The sequence below is a fragment of the Novosphingobium sp. TK71 genome (assembly GCF_055361505.1).
Map to the genome: position 1 here is coordinate 53,626 of NZ_JBSZKA010000003.1, position 25,274 is coordinate 78,899.

Here is a 25,274-nt window from a genome sequence, read left to right on the forward strand (position 1 = left end):
CATCATGGCAAACAATTACCTCTCCAGTTCCTTCATCCTCGAGATGACCGCCGAGGATGCCGAATTGGTCAGGCTGGCGCAGCGCGCGAGCGAAATCGTCGAGGATTTCGCGAGCGATACTCCCCGCGACCTCGAATACGACAACCTCGGTCCGCGCTTTGCCGCTCTCTTCCCGCCCAAGGACGGTGACGATTTCGGGAGTTTCCTCGACCTCTTCGACGATCCCGATTTCCCGTCGTTCGACTGCAGCATCGTCATCAGCGAAGTCGATGCCGAGGGACACTGCAAAGTCAGCTTCAGCGGCAACCAGTTCGGCGTCGATCAGGTGGCAAACCTGATCTTCACCGCCTGCAAATCCGCACTCCCTTGCGCTTTCTCATGGGCGCACACCTGCGATGCCTTGCGGCCAGACGAATTTGGCGGCGGCTGCGTCATCATCACCGACGCCGGGATCGATTTTCACAGCACCACCGGCATCATCGGCCGCGTGCTCGGAACGGGCGCCGGTCCTTCCGAGACACCCAAGCCGGTCTTCGACCCCGCCCTTGTCACCATCGAGCAGAAGCGCTTCAGCGTCACCCAATGGGAGATCCTGGTCTGCTACAACGGGCAGCGCATCGAACAGTACGGCGACAAGATCGAGTTGGTCGGCAAGGAATACAGAGGACACCCCCGCGAAATGTGGATGGCGGTCGCCTACCGCGAAGCGATCGCGCGTGACCTCGCCAGCAGGCTTCCCGTCGTCGAGGAAGCGGCGATCACCACCCATCTGACGTTCCACTGATCCCATGCTGCATCAGCATCTGCAGCCTGCCGGCACCGCGCCGGCAGGACTGCCTTCGCTCGTCCTGCCTGCCGAGATCCGCGCCGCGATCGAGGCCGGTGCCTGGATCGTCTTTAACGTCTCGGGCGGCAAGGATTCCTCGGCCGCGTTGTTCGCCGTCTCGATCATGCTCGATCAGCTCGGCCATCCCCGAAACCGTCGCCTGGTCATCCATGCCGACCTCGGCCGCGCCGAATGGGAGAGCACGCCGGCCATGGTCGAACGGCTCGCAGCGCTTGCGGATCTACCACTATGCGTCGTTCGCCGTAATGCCGGCGACCTGTTCGACCGCTGGGCACAGCGCTTCGAGAACGGCAAGCGCCGCTACGAGGCCCTCGAAACCTACAACCTGATCGGTCCATGGTCCTCGGCCTCGCTGCGCTTCTGCACCTCCGAGGCCAAGGCCCATGTCATCGGCCCGCACCTGGCGCGCACACTGCGCGGCGAGACCATCATCAACGTCCTTGGCATCCGCCGTGATGAAAGCACCGCGCGTTCCAGGGCCCCGGAATGGAAGGCGGACACCCGCTACGCCGGTGCCGGCAACGCCCATGGTACGCGCATGATGCTCTGGCATCCCATCGTCGAATGGACGACGGCCGAAGTATTTGCCGCGCACCACCATCTCGGCATCCCCCTTCACGAAGCCTATACCTGCTACTCCAGTTCGCGGCTTTCTTGCCGTTTCTGCGTCCTGCAGTCGATCGCCGACGCCCGCGCATCGGCCAACGCTCCCGCCAACCGCGATGCACTGATCCACCTGTGCGGCCTCGAGGCGACGTCCACGTTCTCGTTTCAACCGGCACGCTGGCTTGCGGACACTGCGCCGGATCTCCTCCCACATGACCTGCAGATCCGCATCGCGGCCGCCAAGATCGATGCCCAGCGGCGCCGCGAGGCCGAGGGCGCGATGCCCAAGGACCTGCGCTACGTCAGGGGCTGGCCGCCGCGTCTGCCGACATTGCCCGAGGCCGCGGTCATTGCTGAGGCCCGCGCGCCGATACTCGCGCGCCACCAGCTTGCCAACCGCTTCCCGACTGCCCGAGCCGTGCGGGATCGCTTTGCCGATCTCATCGACCAGCGCCGCGCCGCCTGATCCAACGCGAAAGGATACTGTCATGACCGCTTCCACGGACTATCCCGTCATGTCCCAGGCCGAGGCCGTTGCGCTCGGCTTCGCCGGCTTCAACGACGTGCCGCACAAGCCCATCGACGTCCCCGATGGCGAATATACCATCACTGCCCGAACAAGCGACGGCCGCCGTGTGACGTTCTGCTTCCTCCCCGATCGCGAGCGAAGCCCGGCAGGTTTCATAGATATCCAGTACCATGATGCCGGGACCAAGATCGCCAATGCCAATGGCGGGCATTCGCCCACCTTCAACGCCTTCGGCATTGGACGGGGTGGCCGCCATATCCTCGATTCCCGCCCTCTGGATGAAGCGGATCGCCCCTCCATTCTGGTGCTCATGCTCGACAAGGCCGAGGCAAAGACCTCGCCCCGCGCAAAAGCGCGCGCCGCAGGCGGGCGCCGCGAAGTCTCGTGGTCGTTCGGCGAAGGCACGATCTTCCCCGGCTACACCGATGACCGGGAATGGAACGGCTTCCTCAACATCAGCGTGGCCGAACATACCTGGCCGCATGTTCGCGCCGAACTGCTTTCGAGTGCCGACGGCGACCGCGAGTTGATCGCATCCGTCAAGGCGCTGAAGGCTGAGGGTGGCTTTGTTTCGCTGGCCTTCGGCTACACCACTCACGAAGTCGAAACCCGGTGGGCTTTGCAATTCCCCGACTATCCCATTGCCTGCATGCCGCCCATTCCGGGGGACTGGACCGACAAGAGCTGGCGCAACGATACCAAGCCCAGCTTCGAAGTCTGCACCGGGCCGATGGGCGAACCTGTCGAAATGTGGATCGACTATCCCGAGCCTGCGCTCCGCGAAATCGCGAGCGAGCCGCGCTTTGGCCTCTATCGTCGCAATGCCGATGACGAGCTTGAGGCGATCTACACCGGCGAGGATTACGCCGAGGCCATGGAGCACGCCAACCGCGAAACGCTTGCCTGCGCCTTCGCCAAGGCTCTAGCCCACCAACTGACGCCTGAAGAATGGCGGACCATGCGCCTCACCAACCAGACGATCACGCCGGGTTGTTGTGCGTCGCACGATCACCTCGATGCCAACATGGTCATGCTGGCCGTGTGGCTCACCTATCGCGGCGATCAGATGATCGCCCGCGGCGCGATCACTGACATCGGTGATGACCTCGATCACGTCAACGCGGCATGGACGATCGCCAGAGAGCGCTACATGACCGCCAGCGCCGAAGGCGAGCGCTTCGACCTATGGCGCTGCACCGGCATCACCGTACCCGACCTGGCAGCCGCCGGCTGCGAGATGGGCGTCAATGAACCCTGCATTCGGCCTGGCCGCCTCTACGAACCCGGCCACATCGAACTGGACGATGAGAAGGGCCTGATCGTCACCGTCGGAAATTCGATCCGCACGTTCGACCACCAAATCGAGGCCGAGGGCCACCTCTGGCGCACCTATGCGTCTTCCGAATTCTCATAGCAGAGGAGATATATAGAACGGATTCAGATATACGCTAGGCGGTGGCATGGCCCCCCAAGGTATCGAAAAACACCTGTTTCTCGTATATATATACGTAAACACATATTTAGGTGGTGTCGGTGTGGTCGCGCTTGAATTGGACAGGTGTCATCCCTTGGACACGATGGAAAATCGTTTTCCCGGCCGCATGGATAAGTAACCGTAACCAATCCTCCAATCTGTACCTGTCTACGAAGAATGCGAGGCTATCATCGAAATCCATCATCGGCAGCATGACCGCGTGATCCTCAAATGGCTGGAACGTGGAAATCGCAAGCCGCATCCGATCCATGTCGGTATGGGCGACAACCTTGTTTCGCCGATCCCAAAGGCGATCATGAAGCGTTTGCTGTTCAGGGGTGGGCTTGATGCCTAGCTTCTTGAAGCTCAATGTCGGCAGACCCTTAGATTGCGTGAATGGCCGACAGTATGCGACGACGGCCGTGTCCTCAAAGCAGCGATAGCGCCGACGTGTTACGCGCGAGATTGGCTCGTCCGGCTCCAGTTCGCACATAAACGTCACTGCGCTCAATGCTATCTGGAAATCGGCGATTGATTGTACGATCCGCACGTCCGCGTCCGATAGCTGGCCTGTCTCGCCTTTGCTGTCCATCAGTCTCTCCGCCGGCGCATGGGTCGATCCTAGACGCGGACCACTGTCGCCGCGCATGCGGCGAAACGCCGTCGTCTAGCAAGGCCAAGTGCTTCTTGAAGGCCGTGGTCAGTGTCCGTTCCTTCTTACCCGCATCGCTCTTGTCAGTCTTCGCGACGCCTTGGCCATCGAACCGACAAATGTTTGCGAGATAACCATGCCTCTTTGTCGTAAAAACTTATTAGAACCCAAGGCCCTTCCTGTCGAATAATCTCTAGCTTAGTGCCAAAAGGCGGGATTACCCTCACCGCAGAGGTATCGTCCGGTTCATAAAAACAATTTGCGACATTAGTAATAACGTAAGCTGAACCATGAATGAGATACCCATCCTCTTCTATTTCCTTATCGGAAAGAGGAGATTTATCCTTCGGGGCGCTAGGGTTAAATGGCGGAGGTCTCTTCAATTTTCCATTGATAGATACATCTAAATGAGCCGACTTTTGCTGCACCTTATATGGCTTCTGCCGCGGCTTATAAGGGACGTGTTCTGGATCAACGCCAAGCTTGCGTGCTTTCCTGCGTTGATTACGCAGCGACCCGCGGGACTGCATCGTGGTTCCCGTCATCTCGTTATGCTTCGCCACCATCCAGAGATAAAGGATAACAAGCGGCACGATCAGGAACAGGATCATCGTAGGCCAAAACCTCTGTGAGGGAGCTCACGGGAATGAGCGTAACGGCTATGCCGCAGCCGAAGCCTTGGTTCCAGCATTCTTGAGATCATAGCAGAGAGCGCGGCAAACCCTGTCGCTTTCATCGACTATACGGAAACTTGAATCCGGGGGGGCGATACCGAGCCACGTTAGACACCATGCAGCCGGGGCCGCAGGATGATCGAGGCTCCAGCGCTCACTTGAGGGGAGGGGGAAGGGACAGGCGAGCAACCCAAAAGGAGCCGCCCCATGTCCAACGTCGTAAAATTGCCGGGACCGCCAGCGCCGCCGCGCTGCGCGGTTCCCATCGGCCAAACCGCCTATGGCGCCCTCGAACTGGATCTCGACCGCGTCCTTGCGGGACGCATGCTTGTCCAGGGCGGGTCCGGTGCTGGCAAGAGCCAGACCATGCGCCGCATCGTCGAAGAGGCTTTCGACTACGTTCAGACCATGATCGTCGATCCCGAAGGCGAGTTCGGCAATCTCGCCGCGCACATCGGGGCGACGACGCTCAAGGCCGCCGAAATCGCGACCGATGGACTCACCGCCGCCGCAACCCGCGCGCGTCACCATCGCATCGCCCTTCACCTCGATCTCACAGACCTCGATCCCGAACAGCGGATCATCAAGGCATCGGCCTTCTTCGCCGGCCTTGTCGGTGCTCCGCGCGAGGACTGGAAGCACACGGTTCTCGTCGCGATCGACGAAGGACACCTGCTTGCCCCCCATCAGGCCGGTTCCGCCCGCGATGCCGAAACCCGCCGTCTCGGCGTCGCCACGCTCACCGACTTGTGCGCCCGAGGCCGCAAGCGCGGGATCGCGCCCATCATCGCGACCCAGCGCCTTGCCAAGCTCTCCAGCTCCGTCGTCTCCGAGCTTCAGAACTTCCTCATCGGCATCAATGTCTTCGACCGCGACATCATCCGCGCCGCCGACATTCTGGGCTTCAGCCGCAGCGAGGCCGAAAAGCTGCGCACGCTGGGCGCTGGCGAGTTCTACGCCTTCGGCCCTGCGCTCACCCGCACCCCGATCATGGCCAAGATCGACCAGACCATCACCGAGCATCTCGGCGTCACCCCTCAGCTGCATGGCGCGGCCGACCTCGACCACTCCGAGGCTCAGAAGCTCCTCGACCTCGAGCATCTTCGCGAAGCGCCGAGCCAGCGCGACGACAGCCTGAAGTCTCGCGGCAGCCGCGCCCTCGATGCCTTCCTGCTCGATCCCATTGCACCCACCGCCACGGCAATCTGCCTGGCGCTGAAAGGCATTTCTCCGAACGCCACGACGGCCAATGAACTGGCCAAGCACCTTGGCATCTCGCGCGAGTCCGTGGATCAGGGGCTGGACGTCCTCTCTGCGCTTTCGGCGGTCGATACGATGCCACGGGCCGATGACCGCATGGCACGGCTCCACACGCGCCTGCGCGCCCGTCTCAGTGATGTGCATGTGGTGGGTCTGTCATGAGCGACGACACCGCACCCATCATCGTCGAGCTTGTTTCACTCGCGGACCCGTTACCGAAGGCATCTGCGCCGCTGGGGGAGATGCAGTACCGATCAGACAGCTGGACCCCGCAAGAGGTTCGCACCCTGCGCCGGCTGTTCAACGATGACACCCCGATGGCCGAAATCGCCGAGGCCCTGGGACGTGGCCTGCATGGTGTCAGGGACAAGGTATGCACCCTTGGCCTTCGCCGTCATTCGACACGGCCCTGGAACGAGCTTGAAGACCACGAACTGATCCAGACTTATGGACAGGAGCCTGCAGCCACTATTGCGGCGCGGTTCGGCCGCTCATGCGGCGCAGTCTATGCCCGTGCCGCGATCCTTGGCCTCAGCGAAGCGGCAGCACCGGCATGGACGCCATGGGAAGATGCGCAACTGCGCGCCGGCTTTGCCGCCGACATTCCGACAGCACAGGTCGCCCTGATAATCGGCAGACCCCATTCCGGTGTCTATAGCCGTGCCGGCAAGCTGGGTATCAAGCATGCCAGCACCCCCAAGGGATGGACAAACGCCGAGATCGAACGCGCCATCGAACTTGTTGAAGCCGGACACAGCTACGCCGAGATCGGCACGATCCTTGGCACGGAAGGATTCCCGACCCGCACCAAGTCGTCGCTTCAGGGACTGATGAAGCGAACTGGGCAGGGCAAGGGTTGGGGCCGCGCCTGGATGCCCGAGGAAGATGAACTGCTCATCAAAGCCTACCGCGACAACACCAGCCTGACACCCCTGCGCAATCGTCTCGGTCGATCGGTCTTCTCAATCCGCTGGCGAGCGGAATATCTCAACCTTCGCGGCACCCATGCCAGGTCCAAAGGCTTCCGCCTTGGTCCTGACTGGTCCGAGGCCGACGAAGCATGGCTTCGCCGCGACTATGGCAAGATCCCGACCCCTGAACTGGCGCGACAGATGGGCCGAACGCGCGCAGCCATCTTCACACGCGCGAATATCCTCGGCCTCGCGCACGAAGGTCGCCAGCGCTGGACGAGCGACCATCTGGACGCGCTGCGGATCGCTTATGAGCACGGCATCAGCCTCACAGACCTTGCCGCGGCCCTCGGCCGTGAAGTCGATGCTCTTCACAAATATGCCGGAAAACAGGGCCTCGTCTTCGGCCGTCGCCCCCGCAGGCCAGCCCCTCCGACACTCGCTGACATCCTGAATCTGCCCGAGGCCGCGAAAGGGAAGGGGGAGGGGTGAAGGCGAAGGCAAGGATTTTCCGCGCCAGCAGGAGATGCAGCATGTGCCCCAAAACTCAGCCGACTGCCGCCCCGAACGCCAACGAAGGCATCAAGCTCGTCCTCTGGCCCGACGGAACCTGGTGCTGGTATGACGACTTCGATCCCGCCGATTACTCGTTCATGTCCGACGATTACGAAGTGATCGACATGGGCGACATGCCGCGCGTCGAACGGCTTGCCCGCGAGGATGCGCAGCTGTGCGCCGATGTGCTCGAAGAACTGCGCTGAGGGCGGGACCATGGTAGACCGCGTTTCCGCGTCGATCACGATCGGCGGCACCATCAGCCTTTCCCTCTGGCAGACCCTCTCGGCCGCTATCGCGGCCGAGGCCCTGTCCACAGATTGGGACGGCGAACCTTTCACCGATGCCGACCTTGCCGACGGCCAGCCCCTGCGCCTCTATGCCCACGAAGTCGCCAATGGCACCTTCAAGGAACTGGAGCCGATCTGCCAGGCCCACGGCGTACCGTTCGTGCGCTCCTCCTACGGCTTCACCGGGCAATGGGGCCCGGAGAAGGTGGTCTTTACCGGGACCGGAGATCCGATCATCTATCCCTGCAGCGAAGACGGCACCGCCTATGTCGATCGCGCCAAGATCGAGGCGCTGGGCAGTCTCGCCGCGGTGAACGCCTATCTCGACGAGGCCGAGTTTCCCGTACCACCGATCGTCGTCACCGACGAAATCGGGGAGGGCGCCTTCATCCCTCCCGTCGCGCTCGCCCAGGCCGCCCACGTCCCGCCTCCTCTCGAGATCGCCAGGATACTCGTGCTCGGCACCATCCATATGAGCCCCGCCACGGCCACGGACTGGATGCCGCACTGTCCCTGGACCTGCTTCGACAAGGACGACTATGGCTGGTTCATGCACGTCTGCGACGACGTCGGCATAACCGAGACCGAGGGCGTTCCCCTCGAGATTCGTTCTGCCATCCACATCGCCAAGCGCGAAAACTGCGCGTGGATCATGTGGGACTGCGATGGGCCGCAAATCGACGAGCTGCCCGACTTCGATTGGGACCAGCACCCCGGGGCCTCGACATGACGGGCGGGAAGATCACAGCCAAGGCCGTGGACGTGGGCTCCCGCGTCCCGGACTACATGCCGCCTCGAGCGCCGACCGTCCTCGCCTATGGCGTCGGTGTCGATTCCACCGCACTTTTGGTGGAGCTTGTCGCGCAAGGCAAATTTCCTGACCTGGTATTGACTGCTGATACCGGCGTCGAGAAACCGTCCACTTACGAGTACCTCGACGTGATCCGGCCATGGATGGCCGCACGCGGCATCCGCCACGAGATCGTGCGCTACCTGCCCAAGCGCTTCAAGCACTGGCCACCCTATTACTCGCTGCTGGAAATGTGCCTCACCAACGCGACTTTGCCGAGCAAAAGTCTCGGTGGATCAAGCTGTTCGTTAGGTCTGGGCTCAGCTGATGTCACGTTAGCTCGTGAAGGAAGGACAGGCCAGGCGACGCGCTAATCCAAAAAGCTGGTGGCGTCTGGCCTGTCCTTCCTTCACTTCAGCGCTAAGATTCGATTGGGATCTTTGAGGTGAGCGCCCGACATCGACGGGCGTGGGCAAAGTGATAGGATTAGTTCCTCTGGCGCTGACGGCATCGGCGACGGAACCGGTCGCTGCGTCTCTGGGGCTTGGGCACGACAGGCGCAGCCGCAAGCTCCATCGTTATGATTGCACCGTAGGGAATGAACTTGAGCGCCTCGCCGGCAATGGCCGCCGCCTGACGACGCGTCGACCGCCAGTTATAAATCAGGCTCTCGTCAATCTCATGGCGCTCAGCGACCTGACGGACCGATACGCCGTCTGCATCCGCCTCGGCGAGGATCGCTGTCTTCTGGACATCCGAAAACTTCCTGCGCCGCTCGGTGCGCGCGATGATCTCCACCCGGTCCTTCACTTGGCCTCTTTCTGGAGTCCAGAAAGAGACTCCTTAGCGGAGGTCCATCAGCGCCGAGCCTGAATGTCGCAACACGCGCGAGGCCGTACGCTTACGCTGTGGCGGCGGCGACTAACCGGCCCAGCGAATGCCTGGGACGTGGCAGTCTTGGGGTGGTCACGCGACGGACAGCTTTCAGACCAATGACGGGCGAAGCAGACGCTAGACCTTGGCTACAGTGTCAAAGCTAACCTCGAAGAGGAACTGACGGACATACTGTGATCCTGCTGTTGAGTAGTCGGACATGGCAGCAATGCCATCGGTAAATCGCTCGAAAAAGGCTTCCACTGCGTCGCGCGGGAGGTCGTAGCAATCTACGCGAATGAGGACGTTCAGACCCTTGGCCTCGGGGAACTGCGCGGCCAATTGGCCATCGAGTGCAGCGTTTAGGCAGCCAATCATTCGATCCTGCAAGCTGCGCAGATGATCTTCTATGTCGCCGTCCCACGATTCTTCCACGAGAACCATCTGGCATGTGTCGCGCGCCTCGTTGAAGGCGATGAAGTTGACCATAAATTCGCTCATGTCCACCAGCCTAAGGCGATCGCTGGGAAGTGCCAATGGCCGTTTCTGATGTTCGTCACGGAACCTTTATGACCGGCATGGGGCGTGTCCGGTCAGGCGGCTTTTCTTCGGAGACGGCGGAAACCGGACAGCCCCCTATGGAGCGCGGCCCTCGGCTTCCCGAGGGGCCAAAAGGGGTGGCTAGCTGACGCAAGCCTTGACGGCATTTACAACGCTGGAGGGCAATTCTTTTCCCGATTTGAACACAACAGAAGTTCCATCGTAATTCAAAGTCAGTATGAGTTTCTCCGTGCCATCGGAATTCACGAGCGTTTTCCCAGAGGATGCCTCCCTGTTAGAAGCGTTTTCCCAGAGGATGCCTCCCTGTTAGAATACAGAGATCGAAGCTTCCTCATTTTGATTAAATCACGAATTCCTTGGCAACTCAGAATTTCTTCATAGAATCGCTCCGATTTAAATTCGAAGCGCACGGGAATTTTCGTAATCTTTGGCGCAGAGCACGAAGTCGCGAGCAAGAAAATTGACAAAGAAAAAATGCTGTTTGGCCGCATTCGCTGAGCTTAGCTTTTCTCGCCATGACCGCAATGGGGCGTGTCCGGTCAGACTGCATTTCTTCCCACGCGGCAGGAACCGGACAGGCCCCTGTGGAGCGCGGCCCTCGGCGTCGTGAGGGCCGAAAGGGGTGGTTTTCTGTCATTCAGTTGAATCGAACGCTAGGACACCCAAGTTGGCGCAATAGCGACCACATCCCATCCCGAATTACCGCGACGAAGAGCGAGAATTTGTCCTCCCCCACACAATCCGCCGCAAACATACGATGTCTCGACCAAAGCTATATCACCAGAAATAGCGGGCTCATTTATGGAGAAAATAGCTGGGCAGTTGCGCCCGGAAACGGACTTTGCCCCTTCGATCAAGACGGGGTTTCGAACGTATTTTATCGTTTTTGGAACCGCTGAGACTTTGATGTAGCGCTTACTGTAAGCTGTTTCCAATTTCGATTTTAACGCTTCAGCCGTTGCAGACTGCAGTTGCGTCAAAAGGGTAGGAGGAGCTTTTAAGAGCTTATGCCCCGCCTTTTCCGGCAGGAACCAAGCTAAATCCAAACCTTCCGAGATCATTTCTGAAGCACGGAGGTAATTTTCGCCTTCTGAGGAAAAATCTTCCAAGATTTTCCTCTGATGCTGCAAATTTTGACCTCGAATTTGCGCATCAATGCAGGTTTCGACGGCCACCGCAGACAGCGTGCTGGCGGCATACGCAATGACCGAACGATCAATCTGGTCCTTCACGCGGGCCGTAGGCACGTCCGTATGACAACTTGTTAGCGCGATGGAGATCAGAAAAGTGGCAGTTCTGCTTTTCACAGGCGAGGTCTATTCGGTTTCTGGCAGATTGCAAATACAACACAAGGGCGACACCACGGCAACGTTGCAATGTCCACAACGGGGCGTGTCCGGTCAGGCTGCATTTCTTCCCGAGCGGCGAGTACCGGACGGACGGCTATAGAGCGCAGCGCTCGCCGCCCGGAATGGCGAAAACGGGTGGATTGCGGACATTGCTACAGCCCATCATTTCGGCCAAGATTGTGAGATGGAACACTCGTCGGCGCGGCAAACACTCTTCTGTCAATCGTGCTTGGCCCATATTGTCGGTCTTTTAGCTATCAGCCTCTACGGGTCTCGGGATGTCGCTGACATCACCAGTAGCATTTTGGCGGCGTTCCTCATCGGCGGGTTGCTTTCACTGCCGTGGTTGATTGTTCTCGGCCTTTTAATCTGGAAGGCAGGTGCGTGGCTGTCCGAGCACATCATTGCCTTCTGCTCAGTCGGTCCGGCAGTAGTTTGCGGAAGCTGGCTCCTTCTCTTCGGCACCCCCATGCTCGACGCGGTGGGCTTGTCCTGCACGGTCTCGTCTGCGACGGTCCTCGCAATGCGGTTCGTGCCTCGGTGGTGGGCTCAACCTTCTGCTCAATGACTGCAAGGGGGCGTGTCCGGTCAGGCTGGTTTTCTTCCCGAGCGGTGAGCACCGGACGTGCCGCTATAGAGCGCAGCGCTCACCTCCCGGAATGACGAAAACGGGTGCATAGCGGACGGCACTACCTCTTCAAATAGCTCGCGATACCATCCCACATGAACGCGAGCCCGAAGAGAGAAGCGCTCAAGACAACCGTAATCCAGTCGCCGGTAAATGGCCCTTCGAGTCGATGCATAGCCAGAGCTATCAGCAGCGCGGCAAAGGCGGCGATTAAGATCAACCGCTGGGTCTTCGAGATGCTTGCCATATTGAGCCCCCTTTTCAGGCTCGACCTTAGATCGAACGGCGCAGCGACCGCAATGGGGCCCTCACGGTTCGTCCGGATTTCAGCGTAAGAGGGTGGATAGTGGTCATTGAGCCGCCTTGCAGGCGAGGGTAACCTTCCCAAATGAGAATTGGAACTTTCGCTATCGGCGTGATGGTCTTTTTGAGCGGATGTGACCGTCTTTACGGTGTACAAAGTCGTGTGTCCCTCGGTGGCCCGGTCGACATAAGTTGCATCAACGCAGCAATTCACAGCGTTCCAGACGCGGCTCGCATTACCTATAAGACTGATTGGCTCGATTCAGTCGAGATTTTGCCGAAACACCGCAGCGTGCACACCATCACGCACGTTTGGCTATATGGCGAAGCGCAAAGTTCGGTTCTCCAGATCGACCAAACTCCGGATGGCTGGGACTTCGTTAATTCCCACAGCAGGATCGGGGAAGCCATACCTCAAACGGAAATCGATCACTTTATTCCCACCATGAAAAAGGTGAACCGCGCAATTCAAATGAGATGCGGGCTTCAAGTCGCAGACTTACCTGCTGAGCATATTTCGTAGCGTCCGCCATGGGGGGTGTGCCGCCGGACCGCTTTCCCGATTAAATTATTGCAAGGTTGTCATTCCGCTACCGGCGACCGGCTTGCCGTCGCCTGATGGCTCGAAGGGGGCGCGTAGCAGCCGGGCAGCCTTCCGCTAGGCAGACGACAGGTTGAGGAGCAGGCAGACGCTCGTAACTTCAGTGCCGGACGGCGAGAGTTGGTCGAATCCTGTCGCCAGCCCGTTCCAGAGCCTGAACCGTAGCGAGTCTGATCGTTTGCGACCTTCATCGATAAACTAGGTCGAACGGCCTGCGTCAGCCGCGATACGACCCGGCCAGCAACCGATCCGCCGAACTCCTTGCCGACCAGATCCCAAATTGCGGTATTGTTCGTTGTCACCCCAGCGTAAGGGGATCCCACGATATGGTATCGATCATTCGGGCGGTGGCGGGTGAGTCGGACATCCCCGTCGGCTTCCCGATTCTGTTCGATGCGGAAATGGCAATCATCGAGCCGGCCTTCGTCTGGCTCATGGAGCATGCCGACCTCAGTGGGCACGCGCAGGCGTCGGAAACTGTGCGTACCTACGGTGAGCATCTACACGACTGGTTCGACGCGCTCGAGCAATCTGGGGTTAATTGGCGCGAGGCCGACGAGCGCGTGATCGCCGCCTATCGCAACCGGATGCTGGAAAACCCTAGCCAGCATACCGGACGGCCCTACGCCCGGACCACGATCAACGCGCGCGTCTCCACTGTGTGCCGCTTTTACGGATGGGCGCTCGACAGGGGATTGATCGACCACTGCCCGTTCCGATTGACCGAGAAGATGACGCTGATGCTCGACGGTGCCTATCGTCCCGGATTGCAGCGGCGCCAGGTCAACGCACTGATCGTCTCACGGCCCGAAAGGCTGCCGCGGCCGCTGCATGCTGCCGAACTGGCGAGGCTATTCACACATCTTAGGCCGACAGCGCGCCTTGCCGCGCAGTGGGCGCTCGGAGCGGGTCTGCGCCGTAAAGAGCTTTGCGCGCTTGCCATCGGCCAAATTCCCGATAGCTGGCCGCTCGACCTCGCCAGCGAGCCGCTGGTTGGAGTACCGCTGTATATCACCAAAGGCGACCGGCCAAGAACGGTCTATCCCCCGCTTCGGCTACTCGATCATACTCACTGGTACATCGGTGAGTGGCGTGCCCGGATCGTTCATCGCGCTCGCCGTGCCGACAGGCGCTACCGCATGCCATCCAATCTCCTGTTGAACGAACATGGCCGCGCCATGACTCACAAGCTTCTCACGGCACAGTTTGCGGAAGCGTTTGCGGCCTCCGGGCTTCACGGTACGCTACATTGGCTGCGCCATACCTTCGCGATGGCCATGCTCGTCCGCCTTCAGGTCCAAGCCCGTACCAATCCTGATCTCAACCCGCTCAAGGTCGTGCAGGTGCTGCTCGGCCACGCCTCAATCACAACCACGGCGATCTATTTGCGCTGCGTCGAGCTCCATGAGCATGACCTGAGCGAGAGCCTTGCCTATCTGTATGGTGAGCTGATCCCAACCGATGGCTAGGACTCGTCTCGATCGGACGCTGCGGCTCGAAACGGCGCCTGCAGACCATCCGCCGGATGTCGCGAAAGTTCAGTTCCGCGATGAATGGGGCAAGATCGTGCAGCAGTTCGATCGGGCGCTGTTCGGGATGCCGGACGACATCAGCGCAGCTATGGCCCGTGCCTTCCGTGATCATGACGTGGCATCCAGCGCCGCGACCCGTGCCGCTCGCTGGTTCGCGCTGCGCGTGTTCGGGAGGTTCCTGCGTGAAGACGGGCGGGTCGGGTGCGCTGCCGACCTTGATACGGCAACGATCCGCAGATTCATCACTTGGCTGGCGAAGCCGGCCAACGGACGTAAGCGCGGCGTAAAGTCGCAATCGCACCAGCTCGGCATGGTTAGGCCAGTACTAAAGCGAGCAATAGCGAACAATCCTTGTCTGTTCGCCCCTGACCTCACGGTGCCAAACAATGCTATCCCGCTCGCCGGTACCCAGCGACTGCCCCAAGAGCGGTTAACGCCCCTCCAGATGCGGTCGGTGCTAGCAGCCTGCTACGCAGAGATCGACGTCGCCTGGGACAAGTTCCAATATGGCCAGGGCGTCATAGCCCTAACTGAGCTGCCGCCGCGCCCTTCGTGGCGCACAGAAGGACTGGACCGATGGATATGGCGGCTCCATCGGGCTAACAATGGTCTATCCCCCGGAGGCAATGGTTTGCGGCGGCTAGGCTTCCGCAAGAAGGCTCTGCCAAAAGCGCACCCGATCGCCTCGATCGAGGGCTATCTGCATATCACGACCGATGCTCTAACGGCGTTCTACATCGCGCTGCTGATCCAGACGGCAGCTAATGCCGGGCCGCTGCGTCAAATCAAGCGGGATTGCCTGATAGCCCATCCGCTCGACCGGCATCGCGTCATGGTCGAATGGAGCAAACCCCGCGCCGGTGGGAAGGTCAAGCGCATGCAGCGGCGCTCGTTCGACAATCGCCGCCCCTATTCGGCGCCACGCCTGATAGAGAAACTTCTCGCGATGACGGCTCCTCTGCTGCCGCACGTGGGGCCGTCCGAGCGCGACCAGTTGTTCCTGCACCGGTTCCTCATGACGACCGGCCGCAACGAACGAGAGCATAACGCCGGCCAAATCGCGCAGGCCACGCTGCGATGGGCAATGCTGCGGTTTTACGAGCGCCAGAACGCCGCCATCGCCTCCTGGAACGAAGCTCATCCCGATGAGCGCCGACCGTTGCTTCCCGATTTCTCGCCCAAGCTGTTCCGCAGCAGCATGGCGAGCGCCCACTATACCGCCTCGCAGGGCGATATCATGGCGGCCAAGGCGGTCCTTAATCATGCAGATGTCGCAACCACCGATATTTACGTCGACGGCGAGGCCGTTCGCCGCCTCGAGCGCGATACGATCGCCCGGCTCCAATCGCTGATGATCAAATGGGTTCACGGCGAAACAAGCTCGGATCGCCCGCAAGATGGAGGATCATATACCGCAGCGCCAGTGACCGCGCTGTTCGGTCACACCTGCCTTCGGCCGACCGACGACGCGTCTGCGCGCCCTGGTCAAGTGTGCCCGAAGCTCGGTGGTTGCCTCGCCTGTCCTGGCTTGGTCGTCCCGATCAACCCGGACCATCTCGCGCGGATCGTCCAAGCCATCCGGCATCTTGAATTGGCACGCGAGCGTATTGACCCAATCCGGTTCGGACGCTTCTACGCTCCGAGTCTTCGGGCGTTGGCGGAGGATTTGCTGCCGGCGTTTCCGCCCGAGATGATGCCGGACGCAGAGCGCCTCATTCCGGTTCTGCCACCACTGCCGGATATGGAGTAGCATCATGGGCTCCGTGACGACATCTTCGCTCGCTCATTTCCCGGCGGTATCGTTGCAAAACGATAGCATGTCCGTCACGATGACGTTCAACTGGCGTTTCTTAATGCCGGATGGAGGCCGGTTCAGCGACGATCAGTGGAAACCGCTTAGGTATGCGGCTGAACTATTCCTGCTGTCGCTACGAGACGATCCCCCCGAAGGCCGGGTGCCGCTCCGACAGAGTACGATCCGGGGCCACTTTAATCACATTCGCTTCCTCGTTCGATGGATGGCGGTCGAAAATGTTCGACGCTTCAGCGATCTTGATGAAGACACGGTCAATCGGTTCGTCGCAATGCTCCGCGGTCGCCGCGGCAGAAGCGGAGCGTTGCTCTCGCTCAGCACCGCCGAAGGGTATCTGGGCACGATCCGCACGTTTCACATGCAACGCAACAAGCTGGATGATGCACCGTCTGTGCCGCCGCCCCGCGCCGCTTCAGTCGGGAAGCGCCACTGGAAACCTTACGGCGGCCATCCTTACACCCCCGACGAGATCGCCGTGCCGCTGGTCAGCGGGGCTATAGAGCTGCTGGGCGGAACGGCGGACCAGATACTCGCACTGCGCGACCATCTCGAGAATCTCCATGCACGGTTCCGACCGCACTACCAGGGTCGGTGGCTCCACTGGCATATCAGACGCGCCATGCTGGACGAGGCAATTCCTCATGCGGATCGATATGCGAATCCCAACTGGCCGCTGCGCCGCCTTGCGTTCATGCTTGACCGGCTTGGCGACGCCTGTTTCGTCGTCATCGCCTATCTCGTTGGCGCGCGAGCTTCGGAAATCTTGAGGCTTGAAGAGGGTTGCCTTGAGCGCCACGCGGCCGATGGCAGCGGGGAGGAACACGTCTATTTGGTCGGCACGATCACTAAGACTTCGCTGACAGAGCATGGCGACATCCACCGCTGGCTCGCACCTGAGCCAGTTCAGCGGGCGATCCATATTCTTGAACGTCTCTCGGCTCCGCTTCGCGAACTTAGCGGCGATAGAAATCTCTGGCTTCATCAGCTTGGCAGGGGGCGATCGCCACTGCCGACGTCGATGCCCGTCGCGCGATTGCGACCACCCCTGGTCAACCGTCGTTTGAATGAGCGGCTTGCGCCTTTCCTCGCGCTGCCGGACTACCAAGACGGCACCTGGCGCCTGACCACTTATCAGGGGCGCAAGACGTTCTCCCGGTTCATCGGTCGGCGTGATCGTACCGGCCTGACGGCATTACAACGCCACCTCGGTCACGTTCACCGCGCGATGACCGACCGAGCCTATGTCGGCACCGACTTTGAGCTTGCCGAACTGATCGACGACCAGACTGCGGAAGAAACCCGGGAGGCGCTGGAAGACCTTCTCCTGGCTCCGCACGTTGGCGGCAAGGCGGGGGTCATGCTCTCCGAACGATCACCGTTCCGCGGGCGAAAGCGATCGGGCGACGTCGATGGCTATATCACCGAGATCCTGGCCGAGACGGATATGCGCCTTGGCGTCTGCGACTGGGGTTACTGTCTGTACCGCCGAGAATCCTCCGCTTGCCTTGGCGGCGAGTGCGAGCCGAACCCGGTCCTTCGCACCCAAAGCACCTGCCGGACCTGCGCCAACTTCGCCGTGACCGACCGGCATAGACACGTTTGGGAAGCGCGCCTCGAACGTAACATCATGCTGACCCAGCGGGATGATCTCGATGCCGAGAGCCGCGCGCTTGCCGAAGCCCGTATCCAGGAATCGCGTTGCATCCTCGACCAGATCGACAAAGGAAATGCCGATGGCATCCGAACCTGACTTATCCACTCCGCAAGCCCGTCGCTGGGCAAAGACCGATGCTCGTCTGCGTGAGGCTCTTAGCGCCTTTGCTAGTGAACCATCCACTGCGCCGACGGTAGCCGCTCTCGCACGCGCTGCTGGGGTTGGCCGCAATATAATCTATACCCACCACGCCGGCGTTCTTGCCACTCTGCGCGGACTTCAGGCGCAGCGTGCTAAAGACACAGAAAGGATCGCAGGACAGACGGATCGCGCACGCACGGCTCTTCGCGATGCGGAAGACCGCAACGTCGCACTCGCGACACATAACGCGAGCCTGCTGAAGCGCGCTGTCGAAGCCGAGCAGCGCGCGGAAAGGCTCGAACGTCGCAACGCGCAACTCGTGCAGGAACTCGATCGGATACGCCGACCCGTGCCAATCCGCGCCAGCGCTGAACAACATGATCCTTCCGCTGTGTGAAGGCGGGCCCGACCTTATGGGGCGTCTTGGAAGGGGAGGGGGATTGGGAGTGGCGGAAATGCAGGATTTGCGAGGCAAAGAGGACAGAACCGTCCAGACCTAATGCTCCTTGAAATATAAGAAGGCTCCACAGGACGCCTTCCTGAAGACATGGGAACCCGCCCAGGAAGCATGGGCTCGCGGCCAGCGGGTGATACGCCTGATCGGCTACGACGCCGGCCCAAGGGACACCTTGCGCGCCAACCATGCCCTGTCGATCGACGATCCACTCTACGAATGCCAGTACCCCCTTCGGGAATGGGGCTGGGATCGCGATGCCTGCATCCGCCGCATCGAGGCCGAGGGCCTGCCGGTGCCAGATAAGTCCGCATGTTGGCTCTGCATATCCAATCGTGCGCAGGAGATCCGCGAACTTCCAGCCTGGTGCTTGCGGCTGATCGTTCTGGTGGAGGCGAGGGCGGCACCGCGCCTGCGAACGGTCGAGGGCCTCTGGCGCAAGACCACCAAGGCGCGGCCAGGCCGCATGACGGATTTCATCCGCCATGAGGGGCTACTTCCCGCCGAGGACATCGACCGGATCATCACCGAGGCCCCGCTCGACCTGATCCGGTTTCAGGACGTCGCCGCTTCGATCCCCGTCGACGAGCGCCCGACCATGCGCAGCTGGATCGAACGCTTCAACGCTGCGGTGCCCGCAGCGCAGCGTCCCCGTCTCGCCGCCTGACCTCCAGGAGAATTGCCATGTCCCTCGCAACTGCCACCGCCGGCATGTCCGAACGGGAAATCATCGCCCGTCTCAACGATCGTTGCCGCCACGGTCTCGACCGTACCGGGCGGATCGTCATTACCCGCACCTGCCTTGGCACTTTCGCTGACACTACCATGGCCGAACTTGTCGCCCAGGCCCAGATCCTCGCCGAAGTCCGCAAGTTCACCTATCCCGAAGACGACAGGACCGAGCGCGATCGTGGCCAGATCGATTACCGGGGAACGACAGTCTATTTCCAGATCGACGCCTACGACGCCGACCTGAAATGGGGTTCCCCTGACCCCACTGACGCCAGCGTCACCCGCCGCGTCATGACGATCATGGTCCGCGAGGATCTTTGACCTGCAATTGCAATTCCGCTCATTCCGTATTATACGGAATGTCGATAATTGTACGGATTGCGCGGTATCTGCGCGATAGCAGGAGATCAGGCCATGAGCTTGTCCATCGAAACCTTCCGCTCGAGCGAAGTCTCGAAGCGCTTCGGCTTCTACTACGATGAAGCCATGACCCATCCGATCGCGGTCGAGCGCAATGGCGCCGCGCGCGTCGTCATGCTCCCTGCAGCAGAGTACGAACGTCTGGCGCGGCTCGACCACATCGCGCTCGCTCCCGAGGAACTGAGCGACGATGCGTTCAACGCGATCGCCAATGCCCAGCCAGTGCCCGAGTCCTACGATGCCAACAAGCTCCTGGACTGAGCCGCGTCCCGGCGAGGTCATCAACTATCTCTACCTCTGGCGGCACGAGCACGATCGAGGCGAGGAAGACGGCCGGAAAATTCGGCCGTGCATGGTCGTTGGCACGTACCTGAAGCACGGACGCTTGCGCGTCATCACGGTGCCGCTGACGACGCGCGATTATTCTCCCGAGCACTCGGTCGAATTGCCGCAGCGCGTGATCGAGCATCTGCGCTTGGATGTGCGAAGCCGTATCGTCTGGAACGATGTGAACGAGTTCACATGGGTCGGGCCTGACGTGCGATCGGGCGCTAACGGCAGTCCGGTTATCGGCGTCATGCCCGAAAAAATCTACCGTCAGGTTGCTGCCAATATCTTGGCGCGCCGGGTGAAGATTACGCACAGGACGGAATAAGGTCGATGCAAACGGCCTCATTCCTGACGATCAGCGCTTTCGGGGTCATCGTTGTGGCCTCAACGATAATCGGCGACTTTGGCCTGACGCCGTTAGGCAAGTGAACCTTGCACCTGGCTGGCTTCATTCTGATCGGGACAGGCTTGCTACTCGCCTGAAATAAGTTGCCGGCGACGGGCCGGTCGCGTTTAGCCCGCCGCCTTTCATCGCCCTAGCATTTATTCGATTTTGATCAAGTCGGCGCTCAGCCAATGGATCACATCGTCATAATTCTAACAGACCTCTAAAGGTCAATATTTCGACGCTCGATTTCATTGATCACCGCCTGTTCGAACGCAGACAGGTTTTCACCGTCTTCGACTTTATCCCATGCGTCGACCAACTGCTCGTCGGTCATCTGTTTCGGGTCCATGATCCGTGTTCCTCTGTCATCGCAGGGCGATCATCCCATGCGCGCGGGTGACGTTCAACGTCCATCTGACGCGGTGCGATAATAACAATTATGTTAAATATCAATATCTTAGAACGATTTCTGTTCTAGGGCCACACCCGCTGTAGGTCAACCCTGGCCGCGAAAGCAGCACTTCCATCAGCCTCGAGGAGAAACCAATGCGTGAGCAATCTCGCAGCGATGAAGATTTGGGCGTCCGATATCTGCGAATGGCCCTTGAGTACGGCCGTGCCACCCGCACATTGCTGGACGGGAACCAGTGTGAAGCACCGTTCTGGCAGAGCGTGGGTCACGCCCTGGAGCTGTCGTTGAAATCGCTGCTCAAAAAGCACGGCTTCGACGAGATGGACCTCATGCATTTCATCAGTCACGATCTTTATGGGGCTGAGCGGTCCTACCTCAGGCAGTGCCCGGATTCCCAACTGATCTCGGCCGACGCATCACGGCTGATCCGTCATCTGTCGGATTACCATGCCCGTTTGGATTTCCGGTATCCCTGCCTTTTCCCGGTCGCCTCGCTGCCCGACCCGGCCGATGCTGAACGGGCGCTCGCTGCACATCTAACTGCGGTGGCCGGCCATTTCGGGGTCACAACCCATGACCGAAGCTAGCAAAGCGCTTCGCGCTGGGGGCATTCGATACAATCGCAAACTCGCTACAGTGTCTCCCGAAGAGTTCGCCGAGCTTATGGCGATCGTCTATTCCGAACCTACGCCAGCTCGCGCCCTCACCCCTGATGACCATTGGCGCCGAGCCTATCAGCTCGAACAGCAAAGCAAGCGCGTCCTCGGCTCCCAGGCGGACTTGTTCAGCGGGCGAACCATCACCCACTACCGGCGGAACCGGCCTGCGGCCGAGGTCGAGACACCGGCCATGGAAACGATCGAAGCAACGCTCGATCGCATTGCGAACGATCCCCTTGCCACCTTCGGGCCGGAACGGGCAGATCGCCCCGCCTACCTTTCAAGGGACGACAAAGCCGCGATTCTGCAGGGCGCCGCAAACTGGCTCCGGGTACGCCAACGGGTCCGCATCGTCGATGCTCCGGGAGCCGTAGATCCCGCGTATGGACCACACCTTTTCCTCGGCCGCGAGGGCGTCATCTGGAGATTGTGCAACGACACCTTCGCTGACCACTGTTATGTCTTCCTCGACCCTGTCGGTGCAGAGCGCACCGCCAAGATCCGGATGGTCGAGGTTCGCGACATCGAGCCGATCACATGAGCGAGCGGCAACCCGACCTGTTTCACGGCGACAAGCAACCACCTCGATCGGCGCCGCCGCTGCGCGCATATCGCAAGGCCGAGAAATCGACGCCCGCCGCGTTCGCCTGGGAAAGCATGGCTTCATGGGTCCGCCACATGCACCGCCTCTTCGCGATCGAGAGCCCGAGCAGCGATCATTACGCGCGCGTGCGCACCACCGCACGCGAACTGACGGTCGAGCGCATCCGTCAATGCCGGCACGCCGATGATCTCACGCGCTGCGAAGCCATGCTTGTTCATGCCGATTCCGGTTGGCTCTACGGCCTCGATCGCGCCTTCACCCGCGCCGAGCGCGGTGAACGCCTCGTCGAAGTCCGAAACCGCATCGTGTTGCTGGGCCTCGGCCGCATGGAGTCCAAACCGAAAGGACCACGCCTCGATCCCATGCGTCTGCCCGACGCCGTACTTCTACGCCTGATCCAGACACATGCCGATCCACGCCTGGTCGAGCAGCTGCGCGCCGAGCGCCAGCGCCGCCTCGATGCAATAACGGGGCCGAAACCGTAGCAGCGGCTTCGACCCCGTCGATTGAATGAGACCCATGCATTACCGTGGATCAGCCTTAGCAACGCCTCAACGTCAATTCCGGCTGCAAGCACGATACACCGCAATGGGTCAATTTAAGATGAACGAACCTGCATGGCTCGTTCCCGCGCATTGCGCACATCACCCGAAGGACATCACCCGAAGGACAAACCTATGACTATCTCGTCTCTATCAGCCCGCCGCCGCCATCTCACCTCGTTCGAGAAGTGCTATGCCGTCGCCTGTCAGCTTCGCGACACTACCGGCGCCGACCAGTTCGTCGTGCGCACCGACAACCCCTTGCAACCCTTCCGCGTCTCACGGCATCAGCCGATCGAGCCGGAAACCATCCTCGCGCTCGTAGCCTGAGCGCTCAATTCCAGACCGTCTTGTCTGCCACCAGTTCGGCGGGCGTCTTGCCCACGACCAGATTGCGTGCCGCGACATGCAGCACATCTGCCCCCGATTCACGCACGGCCCGCGCCATGTACCCGCGCCGGTTGGCAAGGATGGCGAGCCAGCGCATGTCCTTAACGGTCTCATTCAGATCGCGCTCGCAGGTCAGATACCACAGCTTCATCTGCAGCGGGTTCTTGTCCTTGAGGATTTCCTCGAAGGCCAAGTACCCTTCGCCGTAGCGAACGCCCTTGCGGACGTCGTTCCACAGATCGAAATAGGCATCGGCCATTTCGCGGGTCGCGAAATACCCGGCATCCAGGCTCTCACCCATAAGGGCTCCCGCCAGCAGCCGGCGAAAAGGTCGAAGTTCGGCATCGTTCATCGCGTCCATCAGGGGCAGATCGTAGTTGTACCCCTCCAATACGTCCTTCATTTTCATAGGTTGTCCTCCTTCGGTGAGACCTATGACGCATTTAGAACATTAAGCGAACGTGCTAGTCAAGGCTCACTGCCGTCATTCAAATGACGGCGGTTTTCATTATCGAGAACTTCCGCCCCAACCAAAATTAACCTTTCGTTAGGATTTGAAACTCAAAACTCTTCTCGCGAGCGAGATGCAGTCTTGTTCCCGCCGGTCTGGCAACCCTTACACCCCCTGTTCCAAACTTCTTGCCAGACCGGCGACCCGCTGATCGCCGCGCTATCGCTTGCCTTATTGGTCGACCGACTGCTTCAAAGGCATTGAGACAAGCCAGGCAGCCCTTCCCGTCACCCCTGGTACAAATAGGAGCCCATCGATGCTGGCAAAGCTCTTGAATCGGCCCTTGTGGACGCCATGGATTGTCATCCTGGCGCTGCTCATCGCCAACTTCACAATCGCGACACTGTTCGGGAACCTGACCGAACTACCGCCTCGATCATGGCAAACATGGTCCGTCGTCGCGATCGTCGTATGGGCATTCATAGGCGCCGCGATCAACCTTGCCTGGGTCAACGCCCAGGACCAGCATCATGCCGAGGATGAAGCCTGACATGAAAGCTGCCCTCCCCGTCGCTGCCTACGGCGCCCCACGAGCGGCTTGGACTCTGTTCGCCGCCCTCGCCGCTTCGCTCATCTATGCGTGGCTCTTCATGAAAATCTGACCGATCGCTGCGCGATCGCTCCTGCAGAAAGGATCATCACCATGGAACCTCTGCGTCACCTCGATCGCGACACCCGCCGTGCCAGACTGCTGGCAGCTCGCACCCGGCCCGTCGGCGGCATCAACAGGCGCGGAATCTTCACCGGCCATTGGGATCGCGGCGACGTCGTGCGCCAGTTTAGAGGCGGCAACGGTTCGTGGCTTGGCCTCGCGACCTACTCGGCCGCTGGCCGCGAAACCTGATCACGAAGCCCCTGGCTCGGCCTGAAGGTCACTACGCGCCGCGCTGAAACGGTCGCCTCTTCCCCGGTCTTCGGATTACGGCCGAGCCGCTCTGCCTTGTCGTGCAAAAGAAACGTCCCGAAATTCGTGATCTTCACGTTCTCACCCGCCGCAAGCGCGGCGGCCATTCGATCGAGGATCTGGTCGACCATATACAGACCTTCAGCTCTGGACAGACCCACCCGCCGATGCATCGCTTCCGCTATATCGGCGCGCGTCAACGTCCCTACATCCTGCACTGCCAGTCTCATATACTCCTATCCGCTGCCGATCGCTCGCCACGATTTTGATTTCACACGATATATCTCGCGGCCGCATGCCCTACAACGTGCAACATAATGCAAGCCGTCCCACACAACCTTATGGCGGTCAGGCTCATGCCGATTGAAAACGCACAGGATCTTCTGAACCAACATCGGTTCATGCACCTTTCGGCTGATGACATGCCCCGTGCCGTAGGCATCGGCGCCGACGTACCGCAGCGCAACATACATCACCTTCAACCGTGTCGCCAATAGGTTAGACCGCAGTTCGGGGTCATCTCGCCTGCGGCGAGACCGGGCTCTGCTCGCCTTCGGCTCATGGAGCCCCTGCGGGTCTCCACCCTGACGGGCTACGATCCCTTGCCCGGGCGCCCTGCCCTACTCTCAGCGGGCCTGCGACGGTCCCTGCGCCGCTTCCCTCCCTTGAGCCTCCCACGGCGCTCCTGACCCGCGCACAGCGCCAGTAGCCTGCGGCTGTTGTCGTCCCCTTCGGGGCCGGTTCTCTTGGCCATGCTGGGAACCGGCGAGGACGCCGATCCCCAGCACCAACCTCGCGCCAGGTCATTCACCACACACTGCGCCACCCCCGCCAGTGTCCCGGCGTCGCACACCGGGTTGCTCAATCAAAAGCTGCCTCCGACCA

31 protein-coding genes and 1 pseudogene are annotated in these 25,274 nt (G+C 60.6%); 23 read left to right on the top strand and 9 right to left on the bottom strand.

From position 1 onward, the window contains the following. The first annotated feature begins 4 nt into the window (after positions 1–4). Genes ACXJ16_RS26385 through ACXJ16_RS26395 form a run of 3 tightly spaced genes read left to right on the top strand, consistent with a single transcriptional unit; the run spans position 5 to position 3,396 of the window. A complete protein-coding gene (locus ACXJ16_RS26385; RefSeq protein WP_463923414.1) occupies positions 5–784 on the top strand; it encodes a hypothetical protein in 780 nt (259 codons plus the stop codon). A gap of 4 nt (positions 785–788) precedes the next feature. Continuing rightward, entirely contained in the window at positions 789–1,919 is a 1,131-nt protein-coding gene (locus ACXJ16_RS26390; RefSeq protein ID WP_463923415.1) for a phosphoadenosine phosphosulfate reductase domain-containing protein, read from the top strand. A gap of 22 nt (positions 1,920–1,941) precedes the next feature. Continuing rightward, a complete protein-coding gene (locus tag ACXJ16_RS26395; protein ID WP_463923417.1) occupies positions 1,942–3,396 on the top strand; it encodes a hypothetical protein in 1,455 nt (484 codons plus the stop codon). A gap of 106 nt (positions 3,397–3,502) precedes the next feature. Here the strand turns inward: ACXJ16_RS26395 and ACXJ16_RS26400 are convergent, their stop codons facing one another. Both ACXJ16_RS26400 and ACXJ16_RS26405 read right to left on the bottom strand, forming a co-directional pair. Continuing rightward, positions 3,503–4,048 (bottom strand): hypothetical protein, encoded by a 546-nt coding sequence (locus tag ACXJ16_RS26400; protein ID WP_463923419.1) that lies wholly within the window; start codon positions 4,046–4,048, stop codon positions 3,503–3,505. Positions 4,049–4,191: 143 nt separating this feature from the next. Further along, the gene (locus tag ACXJ16_RS26405; protein ID WP_463923421.1) at positions 4,192–4,719 is read right to left on the bottom strand and encodes a hypothetical protein; all 528 of its coding nucleotides are present in this window, start codon (positions 4,717–4,719) and stop codon (positions 4,192–4,194) included. 270 nt (positions 4,720–4,989) lie between these two features. Here ACXJ16_RS26405 and ACXJ16_RS26410 point away from each other — a divergent pair, with 270 nt between their 5' ends. From ACXJ16_RS26410 to ACXJ16_RS26430, 5 genes are read left to right on the top strand one after another with little or no spacing between them, the layout of a single operon-like run. After that, a complete protein-coding gene (locus ACXJ16_RS26410; protein WP_463923422.1) occupies positions 4,990–6,204 on the top strand; it encodes a helicase HerA domain-containing protein in 1,215 nt (404 codons plus the stop codon). After that, positions 6,201–7,445, top strand: a complete 1,245-nt coding sequence (locus tag ACXJ16_RS26415) for a hypothetical protein (protein WP_463923423.1) — start codon at positions 6,201–6,203, stop codon at positions 7,443–7,445. The genes ACXJ16_RS26410 and ACXJ16_RS26415 overlap by 4 nt, the downstream gene beginning before the upstream one ends. A 41-nt stretch (positions 7,446–7,486) precedes the next feature. After that, entirely contained in the window at positions 7,487–7,714 is a 228-nt protein-coding gene (locus ACXJ16_RS26420; RefSeq protein WP_463923425.1) for a hypothetical protein, read from the top strand. 10 nt (positions 7,715–7,724) lie between these two features. Beyond that, positions 7,725–8,528 (top strand): DUF5983 family protein, encoded by an 804-nt coding sequence (locus ACXJ16_RS26425; protein WP_463923427.1) that lies wholly within the window; start codon positions 7,725–7,727, stop codon positions 8,526–8,528. Next, positions 8,525–8,962 (top strand): hypothetical protein, encoded by a 438-nt coding sequence (locus tag ACXJ16_RS26430; RefSeq protein WP_463923429.1) that lies wholly within the window; start codon positions 8,525–8,527, stop codon positions 8,960–8,962. Before ACXJ16_RS26425 ends, ACXJ16_RS26430 begins: the two co-directional genes overlap by 4 nt. A 112-nt stretch (positions 8,963–9,074) precedes the next feature. On the opposite strand, the gene ACXJ16_RS26435 is transcribed toward ACXJ16_RS26430, so the two are convergent. The 4 genes from ACXJ16_RS26435 to ACXJ16_RS26450 all read right to left on the bottom strand — a co-directional run bounded on the left by ACXJ16_RS26435 (position 9,075) and on the right by ACXJ16_RS26450 (position 12,246). Then, the gene (locus ACXJ16_RS26435; RefSeq protein ID WP_008830571.1) at positions 9,075–9,398 is read right to left on the bottom strand and encodes a transposase; all 324 of its coding nucleotides are present in this window, start codon (positions 9,396–9,398) and stop codon (positions 9,075–9,077) included. A gap of 201 nt (positions 9,399–9,599) precedes the next feature. Next, positions 9,600–9,962, bottom strand: coding sequence for a hypothetical protein (locus ACXJ16_RS26440; protein ID WP_037519640.1), 363 nt, complete (start codon positions 9,960–9,962; stop codon positions 9,600–9,602). 713 nt (positions 9,963–10,675) lie between these two features. Further along, positions 10,676–11,254, bottom strand: coding sequence for a hypothetical protein (locus ACXJ16_RS26445; RefSeq protein WP_172705072.1), 579 nt, complete (start codon positions 11,252–11,254; stop codon positions 10,676–10,678). A gap of 806 nt (positions 11,255–12,060) precedes the next feature. After that, positions 12,061–12,246, bottom strand: coding sequence for a hypothetical protein (locus ACXJ16_RS26450; RefSeq protein ID WP_008828796.1), 186 nt, complete (start codon positions 12,244–12,246; stop codon positions 12,061–12,063). A 141-nt stretch (positions 12,247–12,387) separates the two neighbouring features. On the opposite strand from ACXJ16_RS26450, the gene ACXJ16_RS26455 reads away from it, so the two are divergent. The 9 genes and pseudogenes from ACXJ16_RS26455 to ACXJ16_RS26495 all read left to right on the top strand — a co-directional run bounded on the left by ACXJ16_RS26455 (position 12,388) and on the right by ACXJ16_RS26495 (position 20,304). Next, positions 12,388–12,825: a hypothetical protein gene (locus tag ACXJ16_RS26455; protein ID WP_037518145.1), complete on the top strand. Its 438-nt coding sequence runs from the start codon at positions 12,388–12,390 to the stop codon at positions 12,823–12,825. A gap of 404 nt (positions 12,826–13,229) precedes the next feature. After that, on the top strand, positions 13,230–14,372 hold the full coding sequence (locus ACXJ16_RS26460; protein WP_008828797.1) for a tyrosine-type recombinase/integrase: 1,143 nt from the start codon (positions 13,230–13,232) through the stop codon (positions 14,370–14,372). Next, positions 14,365–16,185 (top strand): site-specific integrase, encoded by a 1,821-nt coding sequence (locus ACXJ16_RS26465; RefSeq protein ID WP_463923323.1) that lies wholly within the window; start codon positions 14,365–14,367, stop codon positions 16,183–16,185. The genes ACXJ16_RS26460 and ACXJ16_RS26465 overlap by 8 nt, the downstream gene beginning before the upstream one ends. 4 nt (positions 16,186–16,189) lie before the next feature. Further along, entirely contained in the window at positions 16,190–17,998 is a 1,809-nt protein-coding gene (locus ACXJ16_RS26470; RefSeq protein WP_037518151.1) for an integrase, read from the top strand. Further along, positions 17,982–18,440 carry a hypothetical protein gene (locus ACXJ16_RS26475; protein WP_083274934.1) on the top strand — a complete coding sequence of 153 codons (459 nt, stop codon included), beginning with the start codon at positions 17,982–17,984 and terminating at the stop codon, positions 18,438–18,440. Before ACXJ16_RS26470 ends, ACXJ16_RS26475 begins: the two co-directional genes overlap by 17 nt. 103 nt (positions 18,441–18,543) lie before the next feature. Further along, positions 18,544–19,164, top strand: a pseudogene (locus ACXJ16_RS26480) (hypothetical protein); the annotation flags it as partial. A gap of 17 nt (positions 19,165–19,181) precedes the next feature. Next, positions 19,182–19,550 carry a DUF3768 domain-containing protein gene (locus tag ACXJ16_RS26485; protein ID WP_463923324.1) on the top strand — a complete coding sequence of 123 codons (369 nt, stop codon included), beginning with the start codon at positions 19,182–19,184 and terminating at the stop codon, positions 19,548–19,550. A 93-nt stretch (positions 19,551–19,643) separates the two neighbouring features. After that, positions 19,644–19,910 (top strand): type II toxin-antitoxin system Phd/YefM family antitoxin, encoded by a 267-nt coding sequence (locus ACXJ16_RS26490; RefSeq protein ID WP_285019708.1) that lies wholly within the window; start codon positions 19,644–19,646, stop codon positions 19,908–19,910. After that, on the top strand, positions 19,888–20,304 hold the full coding sequence (locus tag ACXJ16_RS26495) for a hypothetical protein (protein ID WP_463923325.1): 417 nt from the start codon (positions 19,888–19,890) through the stop codon (positions 20,302–20,304). Before ACXJ16_RS26490 ends, ACXJ16_RS26495 begins: the two co-directional genes overlap by 23 nt. A gap of 283 nt (positions 20,305–20,587) precedes the next feature. On the opposite strand, the gene ACXJ16_RS26500 is transcribed toward ACXJ16_RS26495, so the two are convergent. Beyond that, positions 20,588–20,716 carry a hypothetical protein gene (locus ACXJ16_RS26500; protein ID WP_463923326.1) on the bottom strand — a complete coding sequence of 43 codons (129 nt, stop codon included), beginning with the start codon at positions 20,714–20,716 and terminating at the stop codon, positions 20,588–20,590. A gap of 197 nt (positions 20,717–20,913) precedes the next feature. Here ACXJ16_RS26500 and ACXJ16_RS26505 point away from each other — a divergent pair, with 197 nt between their 5' ends. From ACXJ16_RS26505 to ACXJ16_RS26520, 4 genes are all read left to right on the top strand, one after another. After that, on the top strand, positions 20,914–21,366 hold the full coding sequence (locus tag ACXJ16_RS26505; RefSeq protein ID WP_463923327.1) for a hypothetical protein: 453 nt from the start codon (positions 20,914–20,916) through the stop codon (positions 21,364–21,366). A gap of 76 nt (positions 21,367–21,442) precedes the next feature. Continuing rightward, on the top strand, positions 21,443–21,979 hold the full coding sequence (locus ACXJ16_RS26510; protein ID WP_463923328.1) for a hypothetical protein: 537 nt from the start codon (positions 21,443–21,445) through the stop codon (positions 21,977–21,979). Beyond that, positions 21,976–22,527, top strand: a complete 552-nt coding sequence (locus ACXJ16_RS26515; protein WP_463923329.1) for a hypothetical protein — start codon at positions 21,976–21,978, stop codon at positions 22,525–22,527. The genes ACXJ16_RS26510 and ACXJ16_RS26515 overlap by 4 nt, the downstream gene beginning before the upstream one ends. Positions 22,528–22,719: 192 nt before the next feature. After that, complete coding sequence (locus ACXJ16_RS26520; RefSeq protein WP_008832697.1) at positions 22,720–22,914, top strand: hypothetical protein; 195 nt, start codon at positions 22,720–22,722, stop codon at positions 22,912–22,914. Positions 22,915–22,918: 4 nt separating this feature from the next. Here the strand turns inward: ACXJ16_RS26520 and ACXJ16_RS26525 are convergent, their stop codons facing one another. After that, positions 22,919–23,383, bottom strand: a complete 465-nt coding sequence (locus tag ACXJ16_RS26525) for a hypothetical protein (RefSeq protein WP_142639974.1) — start codon at positions 23,381–23,383, stop codon at positions 22,919–22,921. 358 nt (positions 23,384–23,741) lie between these two features. On the opposite strand from ACXJ16_RS26525, the gene ACXJ16_RS26530 reads away from it, so the two are divergent. Both ACXJ16_RS26530 and ACXJ16_RS26535 read left to right on the top strand, forming a co-directional pair. Next, positions 23,742–23,975, top strand: coding sequence for a hypothetical protein (locus ACXJ16_RS26530; RefSeq protein ID WP_008832840.1), 234 nt, complete (start codon positions 23,742–23,744; stop codon positions 23,973–23,975). Positions 23,976–24,128: 153 nt separating this feature from the next. Then, positions 24,129–24,329, top strand: coding sequence for a hypothetical protein (locus ACXJ16_RS26535; RefSeq protein ID WP_463923330.1), 201 nt, complete (start codon positions 24,129–24,131; stop codon positions 24,327–24,329). Here the strand turns inward: ACXJ16_RS26535 and ACXJ16_RS26540 are convergent. After that, positions 24,302–24,619: an integration host factor subunit alpha gene (locus ACXJ16_RS26540; protein WP_463923331.1), complete on the bottom strand. Its 318-nt coding sequence runs from the start codon at positions 24,617–24,619 to the stop codon at positions 24,302–24,304. The two genes, ACXJ16_RS26535 and ACXJ16_RS26540, sit on opposite strands and share 28 nt — an antisense overlap. Positions 24,620–25,274: the final 655 nt, after the last annotated feature.